Origin of the sequence: Pseudomonas sp. B21-036 (assembly GCF_024748925.1) — a bacterium.
Classification (GTDB): Bacteria; Pseudomonadota; Gammaproteobacteria; order Pseudomonadales; family Pseudomonadaceae; genus Aquipseudomonas; species Aquipseudomonas palmensis.
In genome coordinates this window covers 5,040,723-5,058,550 of record NZ_CP087178.1, presented here as the reverse complement: position 1 = coordinate 5,058,550, position 17,828 = coordinate 5,040,723, and the positions used below count along the sequence as shown (strand labels likewise).

Sequence of the window (17,828 nt, the reverse complement as noted above, 5' to 3'; positions counted from 1 at the left end):
GGGGCGGCGGCACAGGGTTGCTCAGCGTTGCGCTTGAGCTTGAGCTTCGCCCACGCTGGCAGGGCGTGCGCTTTCAGCGGGCTGGACAGCAGGCCAGGCCTGGGTGTCCAGGTCCAGGTCGGGGAACCTGGCCGAGTCGAATACCGGCTGCTTGATGCCTGCCTTGCGCTGGTCGTCGTAGTCGCGCATCACGCGCAGGCCGATCTTGAACAGCAGCGCCAGGGCGATCAGGTTGACGAAGGCCAGGCACGTCATGGTGATGTCGGCGAAGGCGAACACGGTCGACAGGTTCTGGACCGAGCCCCACACGATCAGCGCCAGCACCAGGGCACGGTAGACCATCAGCACCGCACGGTTGCGGGTCAGAAACTGCAGGCTGTTTTCGCCCAGGTAGTAGTTGTAGAGGATGCAGGTGAACACGAACAGCGACAGCGCCACGCTGACGAACAGGCGACCCCAGTCACCGACCACGGCAGCCAGCGAGTTCTGGGTCAGCACGATGCCGTCACCTTCGAAGCCCGGGGTGTAGAAGCCCGACAGCAGAATCAGCAGCGCGGTGCAGGTGCAGATCACGAAGGTATCGAGGAACACGCTGAATGCCTGCACCACGCCCTGGGCGCCCGGGTGTTTCACTGCCGCCACGGCGGCCACGTTGGGCGCACTGCCAAGGCCCGCTTCGTTGGCGAACACGCCACGCTTGACGCCCATCACGATGGCACTGCCCAGCAGGCCACCGAAGGCAGGGTCCAGGCCGAAGGCGCTCTTGAAGATGGTTTCGAGCATGGCCGGCACGTGTTCGATCTGGCTGCCGATCACGTACAGGGTAACGCCGATGTAGGCCAGGGTCTTGACCGGCACCAGCAGGTCGGACACCGAGGCGATGCGCTTGATCCCGCCCAGGAACACGATGGCCAGCAGTACGGCCAGGGCAATCCCGGTGTGCTCCGGGGCGAAGCCGAAGGCGTTCTGCAGCGAGTGGGTCACGGTGTACGACTGCAGGCCGTTGAAGGCGAAGCCGTAGGTCACCAGCAGCAACACCGAGAACACCACTGCCATGGCGCGCAGGTTGAGGCCGTGCAGGATGTAGTAGGCCGGGCCGCCGCGGTACAGGCCATCACCGTCGGCGCGCTTGTAGACCTGCGCCAGGGTGCATTCGAAGAAGCTGCTGGACATGCCCACCAGCGCCGTCACCCACATCCAGAACACCGCGCCCGGGCCGCCCAGGGTCACGGCGATACCGACACCGGCGATGTTGCCGGCACCCACGCGCCCGGCCAGGCTCAGCATCAGTGCCTGGAACGAACTCAACTGGCCCGCCTGGCCGCGCAACGATTCCTTGAATACGCCGAACATATGGATGAAATGGCGAAACTGCACAAATCGCGAGCGCAGGGTGAAATAGCTTCCCAGTCCGACGATAAGCACAATAAGGAGCTTCCCCGAAAGGAAATCGTTGAGCACTTCGAGCATGGCGTGACCTCGGTTCTTGTTCTGAATGACAGTGGCTGACGGCGTGCGCCGTTTGCCTGGGGGCGCATGGTTGGTCATGACAAACGTCGTTACAATTTCGCGGGTTGCTCTGAATTGATGCGACCTGATGCTAAACTGGCGCCTATCGCATCAATCGGTACCTGATCAATGAGTCAACACCTGGGCCCCAACCTCAAGCTGGCGTGCAGCCATTACCGCTCTATTTCCGAGGTTTGCCGGCAGCTGTCGATCAACCGGGCGCAGTTCAACAAGTACCTGAGCGGGCAGAGCCAGCCGACGGCGTACAACCTCAAGCGCATCGGCGACTTCTTCGGCGTCGAGGACTACGAACTGGGCCTGCCGCCAGAACAGTTCGCGCGCCTGATCGGTGCGCGCAGCTCGGCGCTTGCCAGCCCGGCCCAGGCCGACCCGTTGCTGGAACTTCTGCGCCCGCTGCGCGAGCACGAGGGCAATCTGTCGCGCTACTGCGGCTACTACTTCGAATATTCCAACTGCATGTCGGTGCCGGGCAGCATCCTGCTGTCGCTGGTGCACCTGCGCGAAGAACGCGGCACGTTCCTGTTCGAGCGACAGGAACGCCAGGAGCGCTCCAGCAGCACCGACGTGCAGGCCGAAGACTGGGTGCGCTGCCGCTATCTGGGCGCGGCCTTTCAGTTGCAGGACCGGGTGTTTCTGATCGACTACGAATCGCTGACGGTCAACGAGATGAGCCAGACCATCCTGATTCCCAGCTTCAAGAGCCGCATCACCCGGCTCAACGGCCTCAAGACCGGCGTCTCCAGCGGTGACCGGCGCACTCCGGCGTGTACCCGCGTGGTGTGGGAATACTTGGGCCCGGAAATCAACCGCATCAATGCCTACCGCCAGGTCCGGCTGTACCGCCCGGATGACCCGCGCATCGATGACGATGTGCGCGCACGGCTCAACGTCGGGCCGATTCGCAACGGCCTGTTCGAGATCGAGTGAAGGGCGCCGTGCTCAGCGGCGAATGAATGCCGCCATCTGCTGCGCCAGGGCCCCGGCCTGTGGGGGATGGGCGCGCAGGTGGGCGGCGATGCCGTGGTCGCAGTCGGGCAGGGTCAGCTGTTCGAAATGCCCGGGGGGTAGGGTGTCGCTCAGCGCCTGGATGACTTCGGCCGGGATCGGGCTGTAGCGCAGCATGCCGTCGATTTCCACATGGCCTGCCGACGTGCCCGGGGTTCGCCCGTGGTGGGCGGCCAGCAGGCCATCGTATTGTCCCAGCACCAGCAGCACCTGGCCGCGATAGCTGCGCAGGAACTTGTAGCTGTCGCTGTCGAGAAACCCGTGGGGGGTGCTGATGGCGCGGGTGAAGGCCGGGCCGAAGGGTGCATCGTAGGCGCTGTCGGCATAGACCGCCGGGCACAGCAGCACCAGCTTGTTCACCTGGCGTGCATGGTGCGCTGCCACTTTCAGCGCCAGCGCTGCGCCCAGGCTGTGGCCGATCACGGTGTTACAGCGATGCTCGACGTGGCGAAAGAAGCGCAGCGCCTCGGCCAGGTTGGTGTGCAGCGAGGGCGCCCGGGCCCCCGGCAGGCTGGCCAGGCTGTGCCCCGACAGGTTGCCGGTCAGCGAGCCGATGCCCAGGGCCTGCAGGCGGTACAGCAGCGGGTTGAGGTGGGTGAAGTCGCTGCGTGCGCCGCCGAGCATGAACAGCGGCGGCGCGTGCTCGATATCGGGGATCAGCAGGCGACCTTCCTGGCTGTAGCCGTCGAACGTTTCGACCACCAGGCACTCGCGGCCCGGGCTGGGTTCGTCGAATTGCCAACGCTCACGTCCGTGTGCGGCCGTCTTGATCGGCATGAAGCGGTCCTCTTGCCCGGGGTGAAGGGTCGACAAGTCGACATGAACCAGCGAGGCTGACGCTTTTACAGTAGATGCAGTCGGGCATTTCTGGTGGGCGCGCAGGTTATTTCTTGAACTACGTTGAACCCGTCACACTTTGCGCTGACACACTCTAGACTTTGGCGCCAGTCGGCCCCGCGTTGGACTTCGCCTGCTGGAAGCCGCAAAATATCCGCTTTCCCTCAATTTATCTGACCGGACCTGCTGACTCTATGCGAATGCGCCTGATGCTGTTGGGTGGTGGAAATGCCCTTGGGCAAGCGCTGATTCGCCTCGGGGCCGAGGAAGATATCGGCTTTCTGGCGCCGCGCCCACCTGACCAGGGCTGGGATGCCGCGAGCCTGACCCAGCTGCTCGATGACACCCGCCCCGATGCGCTGATCAATCTGGCCTACTATTTCGACTGGTTCCAGGCCGAATCGGTGAGCGAGCAGCGCCTGGCTTCGCAGGAGCGTGCGGTCGAGCGCCTGGCCGAACTGTGCCAGCACCACAACATCATCTTGCTGCAACCCTCCAGCTACCGGGTATTCGACGGTTCGCGGGCCACGGCCTACAGCGAAAAGGACGAGCCGGTACCGCTCGGCCAACGTGGCCAGGCGTTGTGGCGCATCGAACAGAGCGTGCGCGCGACCTGCCCGCAGCACGTGCTGCTGCGCTTTGGCTGGGTGCTCGACGACAGCGTCGACGGCGTGCTGGGGCGTTTTCTGACCCGCGCCGAGCACTCGCAGGAACTGCTGCTGGCCGACGACCGGCGTGGCAACCCGACCCCGGTCGACGATGCAGCGCGGGTGATCCTGGCGGTGCTCAAGCAACTGGACTGTGGCGCGCCACTGTGGGGCACCTACCATTACGCCGGCAACGAGGCGACCACCCCGCTGGCGCTGGGTCAGGCGATCCTCAGCGAAGCCGGGCAACTGCGTCAGCTGGCCGTCGAAGCGCCCACTGCGCAGGCCCACGCCGCCCGCCCGGATGCTGCCGAAGAACCCCAGCACGCAGTGCTGGCCTGCAAGAAAATCCTCCACACCTTCGGCATCAAGCCGCGTGCCTGGCGCGCCGGCCTGCCGACCCTACTGGACCGGTTCTATCGTCATGGCTGATGCTCCTATCCTGATTACCGGGGGGGCCGGCTTCATCGGCTCCCACCTGAGCGACGCGCTGCTGGCCAAGGGGTACGCGGTGCGCGTGCTCGACGACCTGTCTACCGGTCGGCGTCTTAACCTGCAGCTGGACAACCCGCGTCTGCAACTGATCGAGGGCGACGTGGCCGATGCCGCCCTGGTGGCCCGGGCCGCCGAGGGCTGCCAGGCCGTGGTGCACCTGGCGGCGGTGGCCTCGGTGCAGGCCTCTGTGGAAGACCCGGTCAGGACCCACCAGAGCAACTTCATCGGCACGCTGAACGTGTGCGAGGCGATGCGTGTGGCCGGCATCAAGCGCGTGCTGTTCGCCTCCAGCGCTGCGGTGTACGGCAACAACGGTGAAGGCCAGGCCATCGACGAGGACACGCCCAAGGCGCCGCTGACCCCCTATGCGGTGGACAAGCTGGCCAGCGAGCAGTACCTGGACTTCTATCGTCGCCAGCATGGGCTGGAGCCGGTGGTGTTCCGCTTCTTCAATATTTTCGGCCCGCGCCAGGACCCGTCGTCGCCGTATTCGGGAGTGATCAGCATCTTCTGCGAGCGCGCCCTCAACGGCACGCCGATCAACCTGTTTGGCGATGGCGAGCAGACCCGTGACTTCCTGTATGTGGCCGACCTGGTGGCGGTGCTGGTGCAGGCGCTGGAACAGGCGCAGGTGCAGGAGGGCGCGGTGAACGTGGGGCTGAACCGCGCCACCACGCTGAACCAGTTGCTCGACGCACTGCGCAAGGTGGTAGGGCCGTTGCCCGAGGTCAATCACGGGCCGGCGCGCGCGGGTGATATCCGTCATTCGCGGGCCGACAATGCGCGGCTGCTGGCGCGCTTCGACCTGCCCGAGCCGACGCCACTGGCCGATGGGTTGGCGCACCTGCTGGGGCGCTGAACGTAAAAAGCTTCGCCGGCAACGCCGGCTCCTGCAGGCGGTATCTCCCTGGCGGGAATCGCATGTCTAGTCCTGAAATAGGTTTACACCTGTTCAGGTAGGCCGATAGGCCTCAAAACGCCCGATGCACCGCATCGGGCGTTTTGTTTTTCAGGGCCATATGGGGCCGTTCTGTGTTGTAGATCTGTACTGCCTCATCAACCATCTGCCTCGCTTGCTCCAGATCTTCAGGGCTACTCAACAGCAGCTCCATCTTGAGGATTCCGTTGATTCGCTCAGCCAGCGCGTTCTGGTAGCAGTCATACCCATCAGTCATGGAGCACTGAACGCCGTGCCGTTGGTGCAGTGACTGGTATAGCGCCGAGCAATATTGGATGCCTCGATCCGAATGGTGGACTAATGGCTGGCGACGACGTCGCTTTCGTAAGGCCTGCTTGAAGGCTTGCGCTACTGACTCGGCATGCAGGCTTTCATGGACGTGGTGACCAACAATTTTCCTGGAGTACGCGTCCGTTACCAGGCTCAGGTACAGCGGGCCGTTGCGTGCGGGCAGATAAGTAATGTCGGCAACCCAGACGTGCTCCGGCCTTGTCGGAACGACTTGGCTTGGACCGGGCTTGATTAAGTTGGGATGGCGGTAGAAGCGATGAAAGCTCTGTGTTGTCTTGTGGTATGCCCGCTTGGGCAGTACCAGCAAACGGCGCTCTCCCAAGACCTGAAACAGTCTATCTCGGCCGACCTGGAATCGTTTGTCAGGTTGGCAATGCAGCAAATAGTGCAGCTTACGGGTACCCAGACGGGGCTGGCGCAGCCGGACTTGCTGAACAAACTGAACCACCCGATCTGCCTGGCGCTCTTTGCCATCAGCAGCTCGGTTGCGCTTGTAGTAAGCCTGTCGACTGATGCCTAGAAACTGACAAGCCCTGGCAATGCTCAGTCCTGCGACTTGACCTTGCGAGAGGACTTGCCGGATCGCTTTTTTACGACCGAGACACCATAGTCATTTTTCAGAACATCAACGACCGTTTCAAAGAACTGGGCCTTCTGGCTCATCAGCTCAAGCTGCTGCTCAAGCTCTTTGATCCGCTGCTCTGGAGTGAGCGTTTTGGGGTCAGACATCGCGCAGCTCCTCTCGTCGCGGATCGAGGCCCCCTGGCTCCAATCCTGCCGACCGTGCTTACGCAACCATACCAGAACCGTCGACCGTCCCTGGATGCCATACCGCACCTGGGCCTGCTTGTAGGTCAGTTCGCCTTTTTCAATCTGATCAACCACCGCCAATTTAAAAGACAGTGAGTAATCACGCTGTGTGCGCTTTACACCTTGCTCCATCTGACTCTCCGGAAATTCGGGATGGGAGGTGTAAACCTTATTCAGGACGGGACAGCAGCCAAAAAAAAGCCCCGAATGATCGGGGCTTTTTCATGGTCAGAACTTGTAACCCACACCCACCATGTAGACCCATGGGTCCACATCCACGCTCACCTTGGTCTTGCCCACGCCCAGCGCGCTTGGGCCGTCGATGGTGGCCTTGGTGTCGATGTCCACGTACCAGACCGCGGCGTTGACCAGCAGGTTGTCGGTCAGCATGTAGTCCATGCCCAGTTGGCCGGCCAGGCCGACCGAGTCCTTGAGCTTCATGTTGCTGAAGCCCTGGGCCTTGCGGCTGCTGCTCAGGTCTTCATCGAAGAACAGGGTGTAGTTAAGACCGATACCGGCGTAAGGCTGGAACTTGGAGGTCGGCTCCATCGGGTAGTACTGCAGCGACAGGGTCGGTGGCAGTTGCTTGATGTTCGCCAGCTTGCCGTCCAGGCCCGCGCCCAGGCCCTTGACGCCCACTTCGTGCTGGAACGGGGTGGCTGCCAGCAGTTCCAGGCCGATATGGTCGGTCAGCATGTAGGCAAAGGCCAGGCCCAGCTGGGTGTCGCTGTCCAGGGTGGCCTTGGTGCCGCCAACCTTGGTGCCGTCGAGCTTGATATCGCCGCTGTCTTCGTTCGGTGCGGTGGTGATCGCACCGGCACGCAGAATGAAATCGCCCGCCTGGTGGGCGTGGGCAACAGGGGCTGCAAGCGCGAGGGCAATGAGCGAGGCGCTGAGCAAGGACTTGTTCATGGAAGCTCCCAAAGGACGTTTAGAATTTAATGTGTCCAATGGTAAGGAGCTGACAGGCGGTGATTCTTGACGCAGCTCAATGAAACCGCAAACGCCCTGGCGCGGGGCTTCTATTGTAGTTCATAGGCGTAGATCTTCTCGGCTTCCATCTGGTAGCCGGCCTCGGCCAGCTCGCTGCTGGAAGCCTTGACCTGCATCGGCCCCTCGATCCAGTAGGGCTGGTACAGCTCCTCGACCTTGATGCCGATTTCGCTGAACACGTGCACGATCTGGTTCGACGGTGGGGGCGGCACGTGAATGCACGCGCCGTAGTACGGCACCAGCAGGAACTCGGTGGTACGGCCTTCCTCGCTGACTTCCAGTGGCACGATGTAGCCCGGCAGCTTCACCTGCTGGCCATCCAGTGCCTTCACCACCGGCGCGTCGGGCGCCTGCTGCTGCGCCGCCGGGCCGCTTTCGCCGGCCAGCGCGTTGCTCAACTGCGAAAGGTCGTGCAGTGGGGTCATCTGCGGCACGATCACCGGTGCGCCCTCGGGGATCAATTGCGGCCATTCCAGCGTGCGCGGCTCACCCGCCCACAGGGGCGGGGCAATCAACAGCAACAACAGCAGGGCACGACGTATCACGGGCGTTCTCACAGGTGAATGGACAAACCGTCGGCCAGCGACTGGCGGTAGGCCCGCCAGGCCGGAATGCTGCCCATCAGCACGGCGGCGCCGAGGATGATCCCCAGCAGGCTCCACTCGTGGGCGCTGGGCAGCGCCAGCGGCAGGTACAGGCCGTAGTTGGCCTGCACCGTGCCCTGGGCCAGGGCGATGCCAAGGTAGAGCAGGCCAAGCCCGGCGGCAATCCCCGCCAGCGCCAGGGTGAACGCCTCCATCACCAGCAGCCCTGCAATATGCCAGGGGCGTGCACCCACCGAGCGCAGGATGGCCATTTCGCGGCGGCGCTCGTTGAGGCTGGTGAGGATCGCCGTGAGCATGCCGATCAGGCCGGTCAGCACCACGAACAGCGACACCACGAACAGCGCCTGTTCGGCGGTGCCCATCAGGCTCCACAGCTCCTGCAGGGCCACGCCGGGCAGAATCGCCAACAGCGGCTCGCCGCGAAACTCGTTGATCTCGCGTTGCAGGGTGAAGGTGCTGATCTTGTTGTTCAGGCCCAGCATGAACGCGGTGATGGCCTTGGGTGTGAGGTCCATGCTTCGGGCCTGTTCGGCGCTGACGCGGCCGGCGCCGCGGGCGGGCACGCCGTTGTGCCAGTCGACGTGGATCGCCTCCATGCCGCCAAGGCTGATGTGCAGGGTGCGGTCCACCGGGGTGCCGGTGCGTTGCAGCACGCCCACCACGGTGAACGGCTTGTCGTCATGCTTGACCAGGCTGATGGCGGCCACGCCATGGGCCAGCACCAGCTTGTCGCCGAGTTTGTAATGCAGCGCGTCGGCCACCTCGGCGCCCAGCACCACCTCGAACGGGTCGCTGGCGAAGGCACGCCCGCTGGCCAGCTGCAGGTGCTGCTTGCGCCCGTACTGGTAATGCTCGAAGTAGGCTTCGGTGGTGCCCATCACCCGGTAACCGCGGTGCGAGTCGCCCAGCGAGATCGGGATGGCCCACTTCACCCGCGGGTTGCTGGCGTAGTGCTCGAAGCTGTCCCAGCGGATGTTGTTGGTGGCGTTGCCGATGCGAAACACCGAGTACAGCAGCAGGTTCACCGAGCCCGAGCGCGCACCGACAATCAGGTCGGTGCCACTGATGGTGCTGGCAAAACTGGCGCGGGCCTCGGTGCGTACCCGCTCCACCGCCAGCAGCAGGCACACCGACAGGGCGATGGCGAAGGCGGTGAGCAGGGCAGTGAAGCGGCGGTTGGCGAGACTCGCCAGGGCAAGGCGGAGCAGGTACATCAGGCCTCCAGGTCGCTGGCAGGGCGCGCGGCGCGGTTGAGTTCGGCAAGCGACAGCTGGCGATCGAACAGCGGTGCCAGGCTCTGGTCGTGGCTGACGAACAACAGGCTGGAGCCGGCTGCGCGGCATTCGGCGAACAGCAGGCGGATGAAGGCTTCACGGGTGTCGGCATCGAGCGCCGAAGTCGGCTCGTCGGCAATCACCAGCTCGGGTTGGCCGATCAGCGCGCGGGCGGCGGCCACCCGTTGCTGCTGACCGATCGACAGGCTGTCGGCGCGCCGTGCCAGCAGTGCCGGGTCCTTCAGGCCCAGATGGGCGAGCAGGCTGGCGGCGGCCTTGTCCACACTGCCGTAGCGCTGGCCGGCGCGTTGCGCCCGGCTGCGCGAGAAACGGCACGGCAGCTCGACGTTTTCGCGCACCGACAGAAACGGCAGCAGGTTGAACTGCTGGAAGATGTAGCCGGTATGATCGACGCGAAAACGGTCGCGCTGGCCCTGGCTGAGCGCGCCCAGCTCCTGGCCGAGCAGGCGGATGCTGCCGCGGTCGGCCTTCTGTACCCCGCCCAGCAGGCCCAGCAGGGTGGTCTTGCCACTGCCGCTGGGGCCCTTGAGGAACAGCGACTCGCCGGCCTGCAGGCGCAACGCCGGGATGTCCAGCAGCTCAGGCTGGCCGGGCCAGGCGAAACCCAGCCGGGACAGTTCGATCAGTGCCTGGCCCATGTCAGAAGTCGATCGCGCTGCGGGTCGGGGTCAGGTCCACGCCCTTCTGGCCATTGGGGCCCACCAGTTGCAGCTGGATCTTCTGGGTGGCGGGGAAGGCCTTGAACAGTGGCGCCAGGTCCAGGCGGGTGAGCTGTGCCGGGGTGGTGCATTCGAGTTTGTAATGGGCGTTGATGTCGCTGTGTTCGTGATCGTGGGCGTCGCCATCCTCGTCATGCACCGGCTTGTCGCCGAACAGCGGGCTTTGCAGGTCCTGGTCGGTTTCGCTGCAACCGGCTGCCTTGTTCAGGCCGAACAGCGCCAGGGGTGTTTCGAGCTGGGCGCGCACGGCCGCGACCTTGGCCTTGTCGGTGGCAGAAGTGGCGGCATGTTCGAAGCCCACCAGGTTCATCGCCGGGCTGTCGAATTCCAGCTCCAGGGCATTGCCGTCGAGTGCGACGTTCAGGTGCGCCACGCCATGTTCATGGGCGCCCAGGCTGCCATGTTCATGGTCATGGTCGTCATGGGCGTAAACCAGACTCAGGGGCAGCAGGGCAAACGGCAAGGCAAGCAGCAGACGACGCATGGGCGGAACTCCGGAAGGCGCTGAAAGAGTTTCGAAATGTTATAACAACTTGTCGGCTGCGTACCAGTGTCGCTGGATGAAACTTCGTGGGAGCATGGGCGCCTGATCGAGTGGAGGGTGCGAACGTGCGTATTCGTGGACACATCGGCGAATGGCCGGTGGATTTGAGCGTGGAGCTGGAGCCCCATGAGTGGGCGCAGTTGGGCGGGCAGTTGCAGGCGGCCGGGGTGCCGGCGGTTGCCGCTGCTGTACCGACGGCGCCGGTTCGACCGGACGATGCAGTGTGGCAGGCGGCGCGCGAGGTGTTGCGCAAGGCCGGTCAGTTGAACGGGCCCCAGTTGCTGGAGGCGCTGGAGGGGCTGGCGGGCAATACGGCGGCCGGCAAGCGCCTGCTGGTGCGTTTGCGCCATAGCAGCGAGGTGAGGGTGGAAAGCGGGGCGGATGCGCCGGTCTATCACTGGGTCGGCTGAACACCGCGTTGATCCCATCGCGGGTCAAGCCCGCTCCCACAGCGCGGGTAGGTAACCTTGTGGGAGCGGGCGGTTGACCTCAGTACAACGCAGCAAACAGCTTGCGGCGGTAATCCAGCACCAGCGGGTGCTCGTTGCCCAGCAGGTCGAACACCTGCAGCAGGGTCTTGTGCGGCAGGCCGCCTTCATACCCGCGGTTGCGCTTGAACAGTTTCAGCAGCCCGTCCAGCGCCGCCTCGTACTGCTGGCGCGACAGCTGCTGCACTGCCAGCTGATACGCCGCCTCGTCATCCTCGGCGTTCTGTGCCAGGCGTGACTTCAGGTCGGCCACGTCCGGCAGGCTGGCGGCCTGCTTGAGGAACGTCAGCTGCGCCTTGGCACCGGCCAGTGCAGCCTTGTGCTCATCGCTCTTGACCGCATCGAGCACGGTCTGCGCTTCGCCCAGCTCGCCACGCTCGGCCAGGCAACGGGCATACAGGATCAGTGCCGCGGCATTGCTGTTGTCTTCGGTCAGCAGGGCCTGGAGCAGCGCCTCGGCCTCGCTGAAGCGTCCCTCGGCAAACAGCCCCTGGGCCACTACCAGCGGGTCGGCCGCTGCCGGTGGCGGCAGTTGCACATGCGGTTCGAGCATTGCGCGGATTTCCGATTCCGGGCGTGCCTCGGCAAAGCCGTCGACCGGCTGGCCATCCTTGAACAGCACCACCGTCGGCAGGCTGCGGATACCGAAGCGCGCGACAATGTCCTGTTCCACATCGCAGTTGACCTTGGCCAGCAGCAGCTCACCCCGGTATTCGGCGGTGATTTTCTCCAGCAGCGGCATCAGCACCTTGCACGGCGCGCACCAGTCGGCCCAGAAGTCGACGAGCACGGGTTTGACGTAGGAGTTCTGGATCACCGACTGGTCGAAGTCGGCGCTGGTGGCATTGAAGATGTACGGGGTTTCCTGGCTCATCGCGACTCTCGCAAATCCTTGAATGGCAACACTATAAAGCGCTGCGGCTGGCGTGGTACAGGCTCACCTGGCGGAATTCGTGGGGTTCGGCCAGGTCTGGCAGGGTCAGGGCGTGCAGGGTGTCGAGCTGGCGGTACAGGGGGTGACGGAAGTCGCGCACCCGCGAGTCGGCCACCAGCGCCTGGTGCCCGCGGCTGAGAAACGCATCGAGCAGCGGCAGGTTGGCGCGGTCGTAGAGCACATCGGCCACCAGCACCAGGTCGAAGCGGTCGGCCTCGGCGAAGAAATCGCTGGAGTAGCCCAACTGCACCTGGTTGAGCGCGGCATTCGCGCGGCTTGCCTGCAGCGCCAGCGGGTCGAGGTCGCAGGCCACCACTTCAAGCGCCCCGGCGCGGGCGGCGGCGATGCCGGCAATGCCCGAGCCTGCGCCGAAGTCCAGCACGCGTTTGCCGGCCACCCACTCGGGGCGGGCGGCCAGGTAGCGCGCCATGGCCAGACCGCTGGCCCAGCAGAAGGCCCAGTAGGGCGGCTCGTGCAGGATGCGCCGGGTTTCTTCGGGGCTGAACGCGCGGTCCATGTTGTGCGCATCGATCAGCCACAGCTTGAGGTCGCAGGCCGGCAGCTCGCTGACCACCAGCCGTGCGTCCCCCAGCAGCCCGCTCAACGCCTGTTGCAGGTGGATCGGCGCGGTCACGGCGCTTTTTCGAGGCGCAGCGGGCCGGTGGCCTGGGTTTGCGGGCTGCTGACCGCCACAGGTTGCAGGTGCAGGATCAACTGCCCGGACTGGCTGGCACGCCCGCGCAGCTCCACCCGCGCACCGGCAGGGAACGCCTCGGGGTTGAAACGCAGCTGGAACGGCAGGTCCTGGCCGTTGGCGTCCAGGTTGCTGCTGGCCAGCAGGCGTTGCGGGCGGCCGCGCGGGTCGACCACCAGCAGCGCCAGCTCGACCTCGGCGCCCGACGGGATGCCAAGCAGGGTGCCGCTGATTTCACGCTGGTAGGCCGGCAGCGGGCCCAGGGCCACAGGTTGCTTGGCCGCTACCGGGGCCTTGGGGGCCAGCACCGGCTTGGGTTCATCGCTGCTGCAGGCGGCCAGCAGGGCGGCAAAACTGAGCACAACGAGCGCTCTAAAGGGCATGATCAATTCCTTCGGGGGATATTTCCTCACTGGATGGTAACTGCTTTGGCTTGTCTTGCCAGTGGGATGCGCTACCATGACCCTCCCTTTTTTTGTTGCCTGCCACCATGCACTGTCCCTTCTGCGGTGCCAACGACACCAAGGTCATCGACTCGCGACTGGTTGCCGAGGGCGAACAAGTGCGCCGTCGCCGCGAATGCGTGGCCTGCGGTGAGCGCTTCACCACCTTCGAAACCGCCGAACTGGTGCTGCCGCGCCTGATCAAGACCGACGGCAGCCGCCAGCCCTTCGACGAAGAAAAACTGCGCGCCGGCATGCAGCGCGCGCTGGAAAAACGCCCGGTGAGCGTCGAGCGCCTCGAAGCGGCGCTGGCCCACATCAAGCACAAGCTGCGCGCCACCGGCGAGCGCGAGGTCAAGTCGCTGGTCGTCGGCGAACTGGTGATGGCCGAGCTGCAAAAGCTCGACGAAGTGGCCTACATCCGCTTCGCCTCGGTGTACCGCCGCTTCCAGGACCTGGACGAATTTCGTGAAGAAATCGACCGCCTGGCGCGCGAGCCTTCCAAGCAATGAGCCTGCCCAGCGAACGCGACGTGCTCGACGCCCACTACATGGCCCGTGCGCTGGAACTGGCGCGCAAGGGTCTCTATTCCACCCATCCCAACCCGCGGGTCGGTTGCGTGATCGTGCGTGACGGGCAGGTGGTCGGCGAAGGCTGGCACGTACGCGCCGGCGAACCGCATGCCGAGGTGCACGCGCTGCGCCAGGCCGGCGAGCTGGCCCGTGGCGCCTGTGCCTATGTGACCCTGGAGCCGTGCAGCCACCACGGGCGCACGCCGCCGTGTGCCGAGGCGCTGGTCAAGGCCGGTGTGGCGCGGGTGGTGGCGGCCATGCAGGACCCCAACCCGCAAGTGGCGGGGCAGGGGCTCAAGCGCCTGGCCGACGTCGGTATCGAGGTTGCCAGCGGTGTGCTGGAGGCCGAGGCCCGCGCACTCAACCCGGGCTTTCTGAAACGCATGGAACACGGCCTGCCCTTTGTGCGGGTCAAACTGGCGATGAGCCTGGACGGGCGCACCGCCATGGCCAGTGGCGAGAGCCAGTGGATCACCGGCCCGGCCGCACGCTCGGCGGTGCAGCGTCTGCGCGCGCGCTCCAGCGTGGTGCTGACCAGCGCCCAGAGCGTGCTCGCCGACAACGCGCGCATGACCGTGCGCGCTGACGAGCTTGGGCTGGACGCCGACAGCACCGCCCTGGCGATGGCCCGCCCACCGTTGCGCGTGCTCATCGACGGGCGCCTGCGCCTGCCGCTGACGGCGCCGTTCTTCCAGGCCGGCCCGGTGCTGGTGGTGACGGCCGCCGCGCCAGTTGCGCAGTACGCCCAGGCCGGCCATGACCTGCTGAGCCTGCCCGGCACCGACGGGCACGTCGACCTGCCCGCGCTGCTGCGCGAACTGGCCCGGCGTGGTGCCAGCGAGGTGCTGGTGGAGGCCGGCCCGGGCCTGGCCGGTGCCTTCGCGCAACAGGGCCTGGTGGACGAATACCAGCTCTTCATCGCTGCCAAGTTTCTCGGCTCCAGTGCCCGCCCATTGCTCGATTGGCCCCTGGCCAGAATGAGCGAAGCGCAGGCCCTCAAAATCACCGACATGCGCGCCGTAGGCGATGACTGGCGAGTCACTGCCATTCCTGTGCCTGCGCCCGGCGTATAATTCGCGGCCTGCGCCTTGCGCGACCCGTTCTGAAGGAGGACTCATGTTCACCGGCATCATCGAATCCATCGGCAGCATCCGTTCACTGACCCCCAAAGGCGGCGACGTACGCGTGTATGTCGAAACCGGCAAGCTCGACCTGGGCGACGTGAAACTGGGCGACAGCATCGCCGTCAACGGCGTGTGCCTGACCGCCGTCGAACTGCCTGGCGACGGTTTCTGGGCTGACGTCAGCCGCGAAACCCTCGACTGCACCGCCTTTGCCGACTTCAAGGTAGGCAGCCGGGTCAACCTGGAAAAGGCCCTGACCCCCAGCAGCCGCCTGGGCGGCCACCTGGTCAGCGGCCACGTCGACGGTGTCGGCGAAGTCATCTCGCGCAGCGATAACGCCCGCGCCATCCAGTTCCGCCTGCGCGCGCCGGCCGAGCTGGCCAAGTACATCGCCCACAAGGGCTCGATCACCGTCGATGGCACCAGCCTCACGGTCAACCAGGTCGATGGCGCCGAGTTCGAGCTGACCATCGTGCCGCACACCCTCGCTGAAACCATCATGGCCGACTACCGCACCGGGCGTCGGGTTAACCTTGAGGTCGACCTGCTGGCCCGTTACCTGGAGCGTCTGCTGCTGGGCGACAAGGCCGCCGAGCCGGGCAAGGGTGGCATCACCGAAAGTTTCCTGGCCGCCAACGGCTACCTGAAATCCTGATTTAGAAGGGGGTGCCGCGTGGCGCTCAACAGCATCGAAGAACTGGTCGAAGACATTCGCCAGGGCAAAATGGTCATCCTGATGGATGACGAAGACCGCGAGAACGAAGGCGACCTGATCATGGCCGCCGAGTGCTGCAAGGCCGAACACATCAACTTCATGGCCAAGCACGCCCGTGGCCTGATCTGCATGCCGATGTCGCGCGAGCGCTGCGAGCTGCTCAAGCTGCCGCTGATGGCCCCGCGCAACGGCTCGGGCTTCGGCACCAAGTTCACCGTTTCGATCGAAGCTGCCGAAGGCGTCACCACCGGCATCTCCGCCGCCGACCGCGCGCGCACCGTGCAGGCCGCCGCCGCCCGGGACGCCAAGGCCGAAGACATCGTCAGCCCGGGCCACATCTTCCCGCTGATGGCCCAGCCCGGCGGTACCCTGGCCCGTGCCGGCCACACCGAGGCGGCCTGCGACCTGGCGCGCATGGCCGGTTTCGAGCCGAGCGGGGTGATCTGCGAGGTGATGAACGACGACGGCACCATGTCGCGTCGCGCCGAGCTGGAAGTGTTCGCCGCCGAGCACAACATCAAGATCGGCACCATCGCCGACCTGATCCACTACCGCATGATCCACGAACGTACCATTCAGCGGATTTCCGAGCAGCCGCTGGACAGCGAACTGGGTCAGTTCAACCTGGTGACCTACCGCGATTCGGTCGAAGGCGACGTGCACATGGCCCTGACCCTGGGCAAGATCTGCGCCGAGGAACCGACCCTGGTGCGGGTGCACAACATGGACCCGCTGCGCGACCTGCTGCTGGTCAAGCAGCCCGGCCGCTGGAGCCTGCGCGCCGCGATGAGCGCCGTGGCAGAGGCCGGCAGCGGCGTGGTGCTGCTGCTCGGACACCCGCTGGACGGCGACGTGCTGCTGGCGCATATCCGCGAAAGCGCCGACAGCAGCCAGGTCAAGACACCCACCACCTACAGCACCGTGGGTGCCGGTTCGCAGATTCTGCGCGACCTGGGCGTACGCAAGATGCGCCTGATGAGTTCGCCAATGAAGTTCAATGCGATATCCGGATTCGATCTGGAAGTTGTAGAATACGTGCCCTCCGAATAAAGCAGGGGCTGGTTTCCCGCTGTTGATCCGGAACAAAACTCCCACAGGCCGCACCGTTGCGGCCTGGCTCTTTAAGATGAGAACCCCGCAATGTCCCTGAAGACCATCGAAGGTACCTTCATTGCCCCCAAAGGTCGCTATGCTTTGGTGGTTGGCCGCTTCAACAGCTTCGTCGTCGAAAGCCTGGTAAGCGGTGCCGTTGATGCCCTGGTTCGCCACGGCGTGAGCGAAAGCGACATCACCATCATCCGTGCACCGGGTGCGTTCGAGATTCCGCTGGTGGCACAGAAGGTCGCCCAGCAGAGCGAATACGCCGCGATCATCGCCCTGGGCGCCGTGATCCGTGGTGGCACCCCGCACTTCGAATACGTGGCGGGCGAATGCACCAAGGGCCTGGCCCAGGTGTCCATGGAGTTCGGCGTGCCGGTTGCCTTCGGTGTCCTGACCGTCGATTCGATCGAACAGGCCATCGAGCGTTCCGGCACCAAGGCCGGCAACAAGGGCGCCGAAGCGGCCCTGTCCGCCCTGGAAATGGTCAGCCTGCTGGCGCAGTTGGAGGCCAAGTGATTAGCGACGAAAGCGATCGTTTCAACCCGCGCGATCCAAAACCTGCGGATGCTGGCAAGCCCTCCAAGAGTGCCAAGCGTCGCGAAGCCCGCAAGCTCGCGACCCAGGCGCTGTACCAGTGGCACATGGCCAAGCACTCGCTGAACGAGATCGAAGCGCAGTTCCGGGTCGATAACGATTTCACCGATGTCGACGGTGCCTACTTCCGCGAGATCCTGCACGGCGTGCCGGCGATCAAGGAAGAAATCGACAAGGCCCTTGCGCCTTGCCTGGACACCGTGCTCGAAGAGCTCGATCCGGTCGAGCTGTCGGTGCTGCGCCTGTCCACCTGGGAGCTGATCAAGCGGGTCGACGTGCCTTATCGCGTGGTCATCAACGAAGGTATCGAGCTGGCCAAGGTGTACGGCGCCACTGACGGGCACAAGTTCGTCAACGGTGTGCTCGACAAGCTCGCACCGCGGCTGCGCGAAGCCGAAGTGAAGGCGTTCAAGCGCTGATTGCGGCGCTGCCTG

General features: G+C 64.9%; 21 protein-coding genes. 10 read left to right on the top strand and 11 right to left on the bottom strand.

All coding sequences use genetic code 11. From position 1 onward, the window contains the following. Positions 1-21: 21 nt before the first annotated feature. Positions 22-1,470: a sodium:alanine symporter family protein gene (locus tag LOY33_RS23040; protein ID WP_078481653.1), complete on the bottom strand. Its 1,449-nt coding sequence runs from the start codon at positions 1,468-1,470 to the stop codon at positions 22-24. 168 nt (positions 1,471-1,638) lie between these two features. Here LOY33_RS23040 and LOY33_RS23035 point away from each other — a divergent pair, with 168 nt between their 5' ends. Next, positions 1,639-2,457 carry a helix-turn-helix transcriptional regulator gene (locus tag LOY33_RS23035; RefSeq protein WP_043861908.1) on the top strand — a complete coding sequence of 273 codons (819 nt, stop codon included), beginning with the start codon at positions 1,639-1,641 and terminating at the stop codon, positions 2,455-2,457. 12 nt (positions 2,458-2,469) lie between these two features. Here the strand turns inward: LOY33_RS23035 and LOY33_RS23030 are convergent, their stop codons facing one another. Continuing rightward, a complete protein-coding gene (locus LOY33_RS23030) occupies positions 2,470-3,312 on the bottom strand; it encodes an alpha/beta hydrolase (protein WP_258660215.1) in 843 nt (280 codons plus the stop codon). 254 nt (positions 3,313-3,566) lie between these two features. Between LOY33_RS23030 and LOY33_RS23025 the strand changes: the two genes are divergently transcribed. Together LOY33_RS23025 and LOY33_RS23020 are read left to right on the top strand one after the other, a co-directional pair. Further along, positions 3,567-4,451, top strand: a complete 885-nt coding sequence (locus tag LOY33_RS23025) for a sugar nucleotide-binding protein (RefSeq protein ID WP_043861906.1) — start codon at positions 3,567-3,569, stop codon at positions 4,449-4,451. Next, entirely contained in the window at positions 4,444-5,373 is a 930-nt protein-coding gene (locus tag LOY33_RS23020) for an NAD-dependent epimerase/dehydratase family protein (protein ID WP_054916426.1), read from the top strand. The genes LOY33_RS23025 and LOY33_RS23020 overlap by 8 nt, the downstream gene beginning before the upstream one ends. 112 nt (positions 5,374-5,485) lie before the next feature. Here the strand turns inward: LOY33_RS23020 and LOY33_RS23015 are convergent. The 6 genes from LOY33_RS23015 to LOY33_RS22990 form a co-directional block, all read right to left on the bottom strand. Continuing rightward, a protein-coding gene (locus LOY33_RS23015; protein WP_152644058.1) for an IS3 family transposase occupies positions 5,486-6,705 on the bottom strand; the annotation gives its coding sequence in 2 pieces (ribosomal slippage) (positions 5,486-6,357 and positions 6,357-6,705; 1,221 coding nt in all). Positions 6,706-6,801: 96 nt separating this feature from the next. Continuing rightward, on the bottom strand, positions 6,802-7,485 hold the full coding sequence (locus tag LOY33_RS23010; protein ID WP_043861904.1) for an OmpW family protein: 684 nt from the start codon (positions 7,483-7,485) through the stop codon (positions 6,802-6,804). A 110-nt stretch (positions 7,486-7,595) separates the two neighbouring features. Then, positions 7,596-8,108 (bottom strand): DUF3299 domain-containing protein, encoded by a 513-nt coding sequence (locus LOY33_RS23005; protein ID WP_043861948.1) that lies wholly within the window; start codon positions 8,106-8,108, stop codon positions 7,596-7,598. A gap of 11 nt (positions 8,109-8,119) precedes the next feature. Then, positions 8,120-9,385, bottom strand: coding sequence for an ABC transporter permease (locus LOY33_RS23000; protein ID WP_258660213.1), 1,266 nt, complete (start codon positions 9,383-9,385; stop codon positions 8,120-8,122). Next, positions 9,385-10,104, bottom strand: coding sequence for an ABC transporter ATP-binding protein (locus tag LOY33_RS22995; RefSeq protein ID WP_043861902.1), 720 nt, complete (start codon positions 10,102-10,104; stop codon positions 9,385-9,387). The genes LOY33_RS23000 and LOY33_RS22995 overlap by 1 nt, the downstream gene beginning before the upstream one ends. A 1-nt stretch (position 10,105) precedes the next feature. After that, complete coding sequence (locus LOY33_RS22990) at positions 10,106-10,669, bottom strand: DUF2796 domain-containing protein (RefSeq protein ID WP_088514366.1); 564 nt, start codon at positions 10,667-10,669, stop codon at positions 10,106-10,108. Positions 10,670-10,794: 125 nt separating this feature from the next. Between LOY33_RS22990 and LOY33_RS22985 the strand changes: the two genes are divergently transcribed. Continuing rightward, a complete protein-coding gene (locus LOY33_RS22985; protein ID WP_054916440.1) occupies positions 10,795-11,139 on the top strand; it encodes a hypothetical protein in 345 nt (114 codons plus the stop codon). Positions 11,140-11,218: 79 nt separating this feature from the next. Here the strand turns inward: LOY33_RS22985 and trxA are convergent, their stop codons facing one another. The 3 genes from trxA to LOY33_RS22970 are packed head-to-tail and all read right to left on the bottom strand — an operon-like array spanning position 11,219 to position 13,228. Next, positions 11,219-12,091, bottom strand: a complete 873-nt coding sequence (gene trxA, locus LOY33_RS22980) for a thioredoxin (protein WP_100634159.1) — start codon at positions 12,089-12,091, stop codon at positions 11,219-11,221. Between the two features lie 31 nt (positions 12,092-12,122). Then, a complete protein-coding gene (locus tag LOY33_RS22975; RefSeq protein ID WP_054916423.1) occupies positions 12,123-12,785 on the bottom strand; it encodes a methyltransferase in 663 nt (220 codons plus the stop codon). Then, positions 12,782-13,228, bottom strand: coding sequence for a YbaY family lipoprotein (locus tag LOY33_RS22970; protein WP_043861898.1), 447 nt, complete (start codon positions 13,226-13,228; stop codon positions 12,782-12,784). Before LOY33_RS22970 ends, LOY33_RS22975 begins: the two co-directional genes overlap by 4 nt. Positions 13,229-13,335: 107 nt before the next feature. On the opposite strand from LOY33_RS22970, the gene nrdR reads away from it, so the two are divergent. The 6 genes from nrdR to nusB all read left to right on the top strand — a co-directional run bounded on the left by nrdR (position 13,336) and on the right by nusB (position 17,813). Next, on the top strand, positions 13,336-13,800 hold the full coding sequence (gene nrdR, locus LOY33_RS22965; protein ID WP_043861897.1) for a transcriptional regulator NrdR: 465 nt from the start codon (positions 13,336-13,338) through the stop codon (positions 13,798-13,800). Then, on the top strand, positions 13,797-14,933 hold the full coding sequence (gene ribD / locus LOY33_RS22960; RefSeq protein WP_043861896.1) for a bifunctional diaminohydroxyphosphoribosylaminopyrimidine deaminase/5-amino-6-(5-phosphoribosylamino)uracil reductase RibD: 1,137 nt from the start codon (positions 13,797-13,799) through the stop codon (positions 14,931-14,933). Before nrdR ends, ribD begins: the two co-directional genes overlap by 4 nt. A 43-nt stretch (positions 14,934-14,976) precedes the next feature. Continuing rightward, positions 14,977-15,639: a riboflavin synthase gene (locus LOY33_RS22955; protein ID WP_043861895.1), complete on the top strand. Its 663-nt coding sequence runs from the start codon at positions 14,977-14,979 to the stop codon at positions 15,637-15,639. A gap of 18 nt (positions 15,640-15,657) precedes the next feature. Next, complete coding sequence (ribBA, locus tag LOY33_RS22950) at positions 15,658-16,749, top strand: bifunctional 3,4-dihydroxy-2-butanone-4-phosphate synthase/GTP cyclohydrolase II (RefSeq protein ID WP_043861894.1); 1,092 nt, start codon at positions 15,658-15,660, stop codon at positions 16,747-16,749. Positions 16,750-16,839: 90 nt separating this feature from the next. Next, positions 16,840-17,316: a 6,7-dimethyl-8-ribityllumazine synthase gene (ribE, locus tag LOY33_RS22945; RefSeq protein ID WP_043861893.1), complete on the top strand. Its 477-nt coding sequence runs from the start codon at positions 16,840-16,842 to the stop codon at positions 17,314-17,316. After that, positions 17,313-17,813: a transcription antitermination factor NusB gene (gene nusB / locus LOY33_RS22940; RefSeq protein ID WP_043861892.1), complete on the top strand. Its 501-nt coding sequence runs from the start codon at positions 17,313-17,315 to the stop codon at positions 17,811-17,813. Before ribE ends, nusB begins: the two co-directional genes overlap by 4 nt. Positions 17,814-17,828 lie beyond the last annotated feature (15 nt).

Excerpts from the sequence above, each read along its gene's own strand:
- LOY33_RS23025 (WP_043861906.1), top strand. The coding sequence starts at position 3,567 with ATGCGAATGCGCCTGATGCTGTTGGGTGGTGGAAATGCCCTTGGGCAA.
- LOY33_RS23040 (WP_078481653.1), bottom strand. The coding sequence starts at position 1,470 with ATGCTCGAAGTGCTCAACGATTTCCTTTCGGGGAAGCTCCTTATTGTG.
- ribE (WP_043861893.1), top strand. The coding sequence starts at position 16,840 with ATGTCCCTGAAGACCATCGAAGGTACCTTCATTGCCCCCAAAGGTCGC.
- LOY33_RS22995 (WP_043861902.1), bottom strand. The coding sequence starts at position 10,104 with ATGGGCCAGGCACTGATCGAACTGTCCCGGCTGGGTTTCGCCTGGCCC.
- LOY33_RS23020 (WP_054916426.1), top strand. The coding sequence starts at position 4,444 with ATGGCTGATGCTCCTATCCTGATTACCGGGGGGGCCGGCTTCATCGGC.
- LOY33_RS23010 (WP_043861904.1), bottom strand. The coding sequence starts at position 7,485 with ATGAACAAGTCCTTGCTCAGCGCCTCGCTCATTGCCCTCGCGCTTGCA.
- LOY33_RS22990 (WP_088514366.1), bottom strand. The coding sequence starts at position 10,669 with ATGCGTCGTCTGCTGCTTGCCTTGCCGTTTGCCCTGCTGCCCCTGAGT.
- trxA (WP_100634159.1), bottom strand. The coding sequence starts at position 12,091 with ATGAGCCAGGAAACCCCGTACATCTTCAATGCCACCAGCGCCGACTTC.
- ribD (WP_043861896.1), top strand. The coding sequence starts at position 13,797 with ATGAGCCTGCCCAGCGAACGCGACGTGCTCGACGCCCACTACATGGCC.
- nrdR (WP_043861897.1), top strand. The coding sequence starts at position 13,336 with ATGCACTGTCCCTTCTGCGGTGCCAACGACACCAAGGTCATCGACTCG.
- LOY33_RS22955 (WP_043861895.1), top strand. The coding sequence starts at position 14,977 with ATGTTCACCGGCATCATCGAATCCATCGGCAGCATCCGTTCACTGACC.
- LOY33_RS22970 (WP_043861898.1), bottom strand. The coding sequence starts at position 13,228 with ATGCCCTTTAGAGCGCTCGTTGTGCTCAGTTTTGCCGCCCTGCTGGCC.
- LOY33_RS23035 (WP_043861908.1), top strand. The coding sequence starts at position 1,639 with ATGAGTCAACACCTGGGCCCCAACCTCAAGCTGGCGTGCAGCCATTAC.
- LOY33_RS23030 (WP_258660215.1), bottom strand. The coding sequence starts at position 3,312 with ATGCCGATCAAGACGGCCGCACACGGACGTGAGCGTTGGCAATTCGAC.
- LOY33_RS23000 (WP_258660213.1), bottom strand. The coding sequence starts at position 9,385 with ATGTACCTGCTCCGCCTTGCCCTGGCGAGTCTCGCCAACCGCCGCTTC.